We start from the raw sequence: 6,590 nt of genomic DNA, 5'->3' as shown, positions 1-6,590 counted from the left end.
AACATCACCTCCGCCCAGGTTGAGTGAAGAAGACTCAACCTTGGAGGGAACATGGCAGAGGCCCTGGCACTGCCCGTGCTGCCGCTGGACGACACCGTCCTGCTGCCGGGCATGGTCGTGCCGATCAAGCTGGCCGGGCCGGACACCGCGGACGTCCGCGCGGCCGTCGAGGCCGCCCAGGCCGCGGCCGAAGGGGACAAGCCCCGGGTGGTGCTGGTGCCCCGGCTGGACGGCAAGTACGCCCGGATGGGCGCGCTCGGCGTGATCGAGCAGGTCGGCCGGCTGCCCGGCGGTGAGCTGGCCGCCGTGGTGCGGGGCAGCGCCCGGGTGCGCATCGGCGCCGGCACCACCGGCCCAGGCGCCGCGCTCTGGGTCGAGGTCGAGGTGATCGACGAGCCGGCGGTCGACGAGCGCGGCCGGGAGCTGGCCCGCGAGTACAAGAGCCTGGTCACCACGATCCTGCAGCAACGCGGGCTGTGGCAGGTCGTGGACACCGTGGCCCAGGTCGACGACCCGGGCACGCTGGCCGACATGGCCGGCTATGCCGCCTACCTCACCGACACCCAGCGGCTGTGGCTCCTGGAGACCCCGGACGTGACCACCCGGCTGGAGAAGCTGCTGGAATGGGGTCGCGAGCACCTGGCCGAGCTGGACGTCGCCGAGACCATCCGCAAGGACGTCGCCGAGGGCATGGAGCGCCAGCAGCGCGAGTTCCTGCTGCGGGCGCAGCTCAAGGCGATCCGCAAGGAGCTGTCCGAGCTGGACGGCAAGCCGGCCTCGGAGGAGCAGGACTACCGGGAGCGGGTGGAGGCCGCCGACCTGCCGGAGAAGGTGCGGGACGCCGCATTGTCCGAAGTGGACAAGCTGGAGCGCACCTCCGAGCAGTCGCCGGAGGTCGGCTGGATCCGCACCTGGCTGGACACCGTGCTGGAGCTGCCCTGGAACACCCGGACCGAGGACGCCTACGACGTTCGCGGCGCGCGGGAGATCCTGGACGCCGACCACGCCGGACTGGCCGATGTCAAGGACCGGATCATCGAGTACCTGGCCGTGCGCAAGCGGCGAACGGAGCGTGGACTGGGTGTCGTCCAGGGCCGGCGCAGCGGCGCCGTGCTGGCGCTCGCCGGTCCGCCCGGGGTCGGCAAGACCTCGCTCGGCGAGTCGGTGGCGCGCGCCATGGGCCGCAAGTTCGTCCGCGTGGCGCTCGGCGGCGTGCGGGACGAGGCGGAGATCCGCGGCCACCGGCGCACCTACGTGGGCGCGCTGCCCGGCCGGATCGTGCGGGCCATCGCCGAGGCCGGCTCGATGAACCCGGTGGTGCTGCTGGACGAGATCGACAAGGTCGGCGCGGACTACCGGGGCGACCCGACCGCGGCCCTGCTCGAGGTGCTCGACCCGGCGCAGAACCACACCTTCCGGGACCACTACCTGGAGGTCGAGCTGGACCTGTCCGACGTGGTGTTCCTGGCCACGGCCAACGTGGTCGAGTCGATCCCGGGGCCGCTGCTGGACCGGATGGAGCTGGTCACGCTGGACGGCTACACCGAGGACGAGAAGGTCACCATCGCGGCCGACCACCTGCTGCCCCGCCAGCTCGACCGGGCCGGCCTGACCGCGGACGAGGTGTCCATCGGCGAGGACGCGCTGCGGCTGATCGCCGGCGAGTACACCCGGGAGGCCGGGGTCCGGCAGCTGGAGCGCTCGATCGCCCGGATCCTGCGCAAGGTCGCGGCCCGGTTGGCGGTGGGCGAGGCGGACCTGCCGGTGGCGATCGCGGCCGGGACCCTGCGCGGCTACCTCGGGCAGCCGAAGCACACGCCGGAGTCGGCCGAGCGCACCGCCGTCCCCGGCGTGGCGACCGGCCTCGCGGTGACCGGCGCCGGCGGCGACGTGCTGTTCGTGGAGGCGTCCCTGGCCGCCGCGGCCACCGGCGGCACCGGCGTCACGCTCACCGGCCAGCTCGGCGAGGTGATGAAGGAGTCGGCCCAGATCGCGCTGTCCTACCTGCGGTCCCGGGGCGGCCCGCTGGACCTGCCGGTCGGCGAGCTGGCCGAACGGGGCGTGCACATCCACGTGCCGGCCGGTGCGGTGCCCAAGGACGGGCCGAGTGCCGGCATCACCATGACCACGGCGCTGGCATCCCTGCTGTCCGGCCGCCCGGTGCGCTCGGACGTGGCGATGACCGGTGAGGTGTCGCTGACCGGGCGGGTGCTGCCGATCGGCGGGGTCAAGCAGAAGCTTTTGGCCGCCCACCGGGCGGGGCTCACCACGGTGCTGCTGCCGGCCCGCAACGAGCCGGACCTCGACGACGTCCCCGAGTCGGTTCGCGCGGCGCTCACCGTGCACCTGGTCAGCGACGTGAACGAGGTGCTCGACCTGGCCCTGGAGCCGGCGGCCGCGGAGGTCAGGGCCGCCTAGCCCGCACGGCCTGAGCCCGGCAACTCGCGAGTTGCCGGGCTCAGGGTTGGCCGGACGCGCTACGGCACCGGGGTTCGGGAAACCAGCTCGGTCCACCGGCTACTGTCGGCCGGGCGCCAGGAATGGACGAACCAACCCTCGACGGACTGGCCGGAGTTGCTGCGGGCCCGGCCGTACATGCCCCGGACGTAGCCGATTACCTCTGTCTTGCCCTCCTTGTATGCCGGGCTGATGATCGGCGCGACATCGCAGAGCCGGATTCGGTCGTTCTTCTTGATGACCGCTCGGATCTGGCCGCCACCGGGATTCTTCTTGGCCGTGTTCTGCGCGTCGGTCGGCCAACTCCACAACAGATAGTTGTAGTGCAGCCCCGGAGGGTGGTATTCGCCGTCGACCTGGGCTGGATCGCCGTAGTTGTCCCAGTCCGAGGAGTCTTCCTTCGGCTTGTACTGGAAGTTCTCCGGGATCGGTCCCGGATTGTTGAAATACGCGACGTTCTTGGTGCGGGCGCACGGCCGGCCGTTTCGGGCTCCGGGTGAGACCGGCCGGCGCAGCTTCGCCAGGCCCGCCTGGCTGAGGTCGTCGGCTCGCACGTGGCCATGCCGGACGGCTTCGGGATCCTGCGCCGTCGAACCCTTGTAACCGCGCTGCAGGTACATGAGGCTGCCGTTGATCCGCACCGGTGGGAACTTGCTGATCCGCAGCTCACCGTCGTCGCACGGCTTCGTGCCGCCCCAGGTGACCCCGTTGAACCGGAAGGTCGTGTCGGAGCCGTCCAGCGCCCACATTTCGATGGGGGCGTTGGGGTTGCGTGGCCGGACGCATTCGTAGGCCACACCTTCACCGTCATCGGCCATGGGCCCGTTGTACCTACTGGCCGGTTCGGCCGCATTGGCGGGAGAAACCAGCGCGAACGTCACCGCCAACGCCGCCGTGATTCCGAGCCCGGTCCTGATCGGAATTCTCAACACATTCTCCGCTCTGTCACCTTGGAACCAGAACCCCATGGTGACCGAATGTGCCAAAGCAACTCCAAACCATGTGCACAGCGAGGCAAGTCCATTGCACTGCCGGAGGCTAGCCTTTTTCGAGGAAGGTGAGCACCGCCCGCACGCGGCGGTGCTCCTCGGGGTCCGGTTCCAGGCCCAGCTTGCTGAAGATGTTTCCCACGTGCTTCTCCACCGCGCCGTCGGAGACGGTCAGGGACTTCGCGATGGCCACATTGGACAGTCCCTGAGCCATCAGACCGAGCACCTCGCGCTCCCGTGGGGTGAGCACGTCGATGGGATTGCGCCGACCGCGGGCCATGAGCTGCGCGATCACCTCCTGGTCGATGCACGTGCCGCCACCGGCCACCCGGTGCACCGCGTCGACGAACTCGGCGACATCGGCCACCCGCTCCTTGAGCAGGTATCCGACGCCGCCCGCGCCCCCGGCCAGCAACTCGACCGCATAGCGCTCCTCCACGTACTGGGACAGCACCAGCACCGGCAGCCCGGGCAGTTGCTCCCGGGCGGCCAGCGCCGCGCGCAGCCCCTCGTCGGTGAACGTCGGCGGCATCCGGACGTCCACGATCGCGAGGTCCGGCCGGTGTTCGCTGACCGCGATCAGCAGCCCGTCGCCGTCCTCGACGGCGGCCACCACCTCGATGTTCTCGTCCGCCAGCAACCGCTGGATGCCCGCCCGCAGCAACACCGAGTCCTCGGCGATCACCACGTGCACGGCAGATCCGCTCTGATCACTGTCGGTCCCCCGATCGGGCTCACCACGGTCATCACGCCGTCTATCGTGGCAGCCCGGTCGGCGAGCCCGGCCAGCCCACCGCCGGCCTGGAACACCGCGCCGCCCTGGCCGTCGTCGGTCACCTCGACCACCACCAGGTCGCCCGACGGACGGTCCTCGCGCCACACCTTCACGGTGACCTGGCTGGCGCCGGCGTACTTGGCGACGTTGGTCAGCGACTCGCCGACGATGAAGTAGGCGGTGCTCTCCACCGCGGCCGGCGGCCGGGGCTCGACGGTGACCCGCACGTTCACCGGCACCGGGCACTTCGCCGCGAGCGAGGACAGCGCCGCGTCCAACCCCCGGTCGCCCAGCACCGCCGGGTAGATGCCCCGGGCCAGGTCGCGCAGCTCCGAGACGGCCAGCTTGGCATCCGCCAGCGCCTCGCCCACCAGGACCTTCGCGCCGTCCGGGTCGGCGTCGAACTTCTTCTGCGCCCGGCCGAGACCCATGGCCACCGCGACCAGGCGCTGCTGCGCGCCGTCGTGCAGGTCGCGCTCGATACGCCGGCGTTCGGCCTCCGCCGCGTCCACGCCCCGGGCCCGGGACGCCTGCAACCGCTGCGCCCGTTCGCTGAGCTGGGCGGTGGTGTTCGGGCCGAGCATGGCCGAGGCCAGCTGGGCGTGCAGCGAGGCGATGAACGGCAGCACCCAGATCCCGATCGGCAGGATGATCGCCCCCGCGATCGCCAGCGGGAACTCGATCACGCTGAGCGGGAAGGCGAGCAGCAGGTAGCCGAAGTTGCGCCAGGTCTGCGGATCGACCAGCTGCTGGCGCCACTTCTGCAGCACGGAGCCGGTCCGCTCGCGGTACGGCGTCGGGATCTGCACCCCGAGCATCGCCCCGATCCACTTGCGCTCGAGCGCGGCGAAGCCGTAGATCACCTGGGTGAGCAGCAGCAGCACCGGCACCCCGACCCAGATGACCAGGGTGCCGACCCCCACCGCCGTCATCGTCACGATGAGGACGAACGCGAGCAGACTCAGCGGGAAGCCCCCGAGCATGAAACCGATGGTGCCCAGCACGCGCTGGACCGGGCGCCGCCCGCCGGCGCCGGGCGATGGGTCGGGCACCTCCACAGGATCCACCCCGCCGGCCACCGGCACCACGCCCGATGCGTAGGGGACCGGCTCGTTCACAGGGTCACACCCGCGAAGCCGCTGGTCGAGGTGTCCCACCGCATCGCGTCGAGCTTGCGGGCGCTCGGGCCGAGCATGGCGCGGGCGTACCGGGCGTGCAGCGTGCCGAGGCCCTTGGTCAGGGCCACCGAGACGGCCAGCAGGATCGCACCGAGAGCCGCATAGGGCAGCGCCTCGAAGGCCGAGTCGACCGCCAGCACCGGGTGGTCGTCGATCACCGGGGACCACTCGGCGGGCAGGAAGCCGAAGTACAGCGGCAGCAGCAGCAACCACAGGCTGACCGACCAGAACGTCACCATCAGCGTGAACTCGGCGATGCCGATCGGCAGCATCAGCAGGAAGTACGTCATGTCCTTCCAGGTCGCCGGATCCTTCACCCGGGTCTTCCACTGGTCGGACATCTTCTCCGGCAGCGGCCGGTACGGCGTCGCGATGTAGGTGCGCAGCATCGAGTTCACCCGCTGCCGCTCCAGCCGCGCTGCGCCCCGCCAGACCAGCATCGCCAGCGCCAGGATCGGCACGCCCACCCAGATGATCGCCGTGCTCAGGCCCACGCTGGTCGCGGTGACCACGAACACGAAGGAGGCGATCCCCACCGGCAGGTTCAGAACGAGGTAGGCGAGCGAGCCGAACAGCGGCGGGTTGGGGTTGGTGCCGTCGCTCTCGGTGACGTGTGCCGGGGCCATCCTGATCTCCTCCTGTCGGTTTGTGCAGTTCCCAGCATCCCGGCGACGAGCGGGAACGACCATGGTGTCCACCGCCGTCCCGAGGGTAGGGCTAGCCCTACCAACCGGAATGATCCGCCCGGCCGGGAGCGTTATCCTGGACGGACCGACCCATCGACAAGGGGGTGAACGGTTTCGACTCTGGACGTTGAGCCAGGGGAAGCGTGCAGGTGCAGGCGAGAGACCACCTCAAGCGTCGCCGCAAACCAATAAGCGCCAAGACTACGAGTCAGCGCGACTTCGCCCTCGCTGCCTAAGCGAGTGTGAGTCTGTCGGCCCGGGATCGCCTCCGTCCCGGCTCGCCGGCATCAGCTAGGAGGCTTACCGTCGCGGGCCGGCCGCGGACCCACGACGGGAAACTCACAGCGGCTGGGCCCGTCACACCGGCTTGTTCACGTGACCGGTGGGGCCGAGTAGAGACAAGGTGAACTGCGCACGGAGAAGCCCTGACAAAGCGACAGAGGACCCGGGTTCGATTCCCGGCACCTCCACGCAGGCACGCCCTGTCCGCAGAGAGCGCGGACGG

Annotated in this window: 5 protein-coding genes and 1 other RNA gene; 2 read left to right on the top strand and 4 right to left on the bottom strand. The window is 70.5% G+C overall.

Annotated elements, in window-relative coordinates:
• Positions 1-51: 51 nt before the first annotated feature.
• On the top strand, positions 52-2,418 hold the full coding sequence (gene lon, locus VFO68_RS09455; protein ID WP_325157816.1) for an endopeptidase La: 2,367 nt from the start codon (positions 52-54) through the stop codon (positions 2,416-2,418).
• Positions 2,419-2,477: 59 nt separating this feature from the next.
• On the opposite strand, the gene VFO68_RS09450 is transcribed toward lon, so the two are convergent.
• The 4 genes from VFO68_RS09450 to VFO68_RS09435 form a co-directional block, all read right to left on the bottom strand.
• A complete protein-coding gene (locus VFO68_RS09450; RefSeq protein WP_325157815.1) occupies positions 2,478-3,275 on the bottom strand; it encodes a hypothetical protein in 798 nt (265 codons plus the stop codon).
• A gap of 220 nt (positions 3,276-3,495) precedes the next feature.
• On the bottom strand, positions 3,496-4,140 hold the full coding sequence (locus tag VFO68_RS09445) for a response regulator transcription factor (protein WP_325157814.1): 645 nt from the start codon (positions 4,138-4,140) through the stop codon (positions 3,496-3,498).
• The gene (locus VFO68_RS09440) at positions 4,128-5,204 is read right to left on the bottom strand and encodes a sensor histidine kinase (RefSeq protein ID WP_325157817.1); all 1,077 of its coding nucleotides are present in this window, start codon (positions 5,202-5,204) and stop codon (positions 4,128-4,130) included. The genes VFO68_RS09445 and VFO68_RS09440 overlap by 13 nt, the downstream gene beginning before the upstream one ends.
• A 131-nt stretch (positions 5,205-5,335) precedes the next feature.
• Positions 5,336-6,025, bottom strand: coding sequence for a sensor domain-containing protein (locus VFO68_RS09435; protein ID WP_325157813.1), 690 nt, complete (start codon positions 6,023-6,025; stop codon positions 5,336-5,338).
• Positions 6,026-6,185: 160 nt separating this feature from the next.
• Here VFO68_RS09435 and ssrA point away from each other — a divergent pair.
• Positions 6,186-6,558: a transfer-messenger RNA gene (gene ssrA / locus VFO68_RS09430) on the top strand.
• The last annotated feature ends 32 nt before the right edge of the window (positions 6,559-6,590 follow it).

Source organism: Actinophytocola sp. (genome assembly GCF_035712165.1).
Classification (GTDB): domain Bacteria; phylum Actinomycetota; class Actinomycetes; order Mycobacteriales; family Pseudonocardiaceae; genus DASYTH01.
The sequence above is the reverse complement of the archived record's forward strand: the minus strand, read 5'-3'. Positions and strand labels throughout refer to the sequence as shown.

Coding starts and splice junctions, on each gene's coding strand:
- lon (WP_325157816.1), top strand. CDS start 52: ATGGCAGAGGCCCTGGCACTGCCCGTGCTGCCGCTGGACGACACCGTC.
- VFO68_RS09450 (WP_325157815.1), bottom strand. CDS start 3,275: ATGGCCGATGACGGTGAAGGTGTGGCCTACGAATGCGTCCGGCCACGC.
- VFO68_RS09440 (WP_325157817.1), bottom strand. CDS start 5,204: ATGCTCGGGGGCTTCCCGCTGAGTCTGCTCGCGTTCGTCCTCATCGTG.
- VFO68_RS09435 (WP_325157813.1), bottom strand. CDS start 6,025: ATGGCCCCGGCACACGTCACCGAGAGCGACGGCACCAACCCCAACCCG.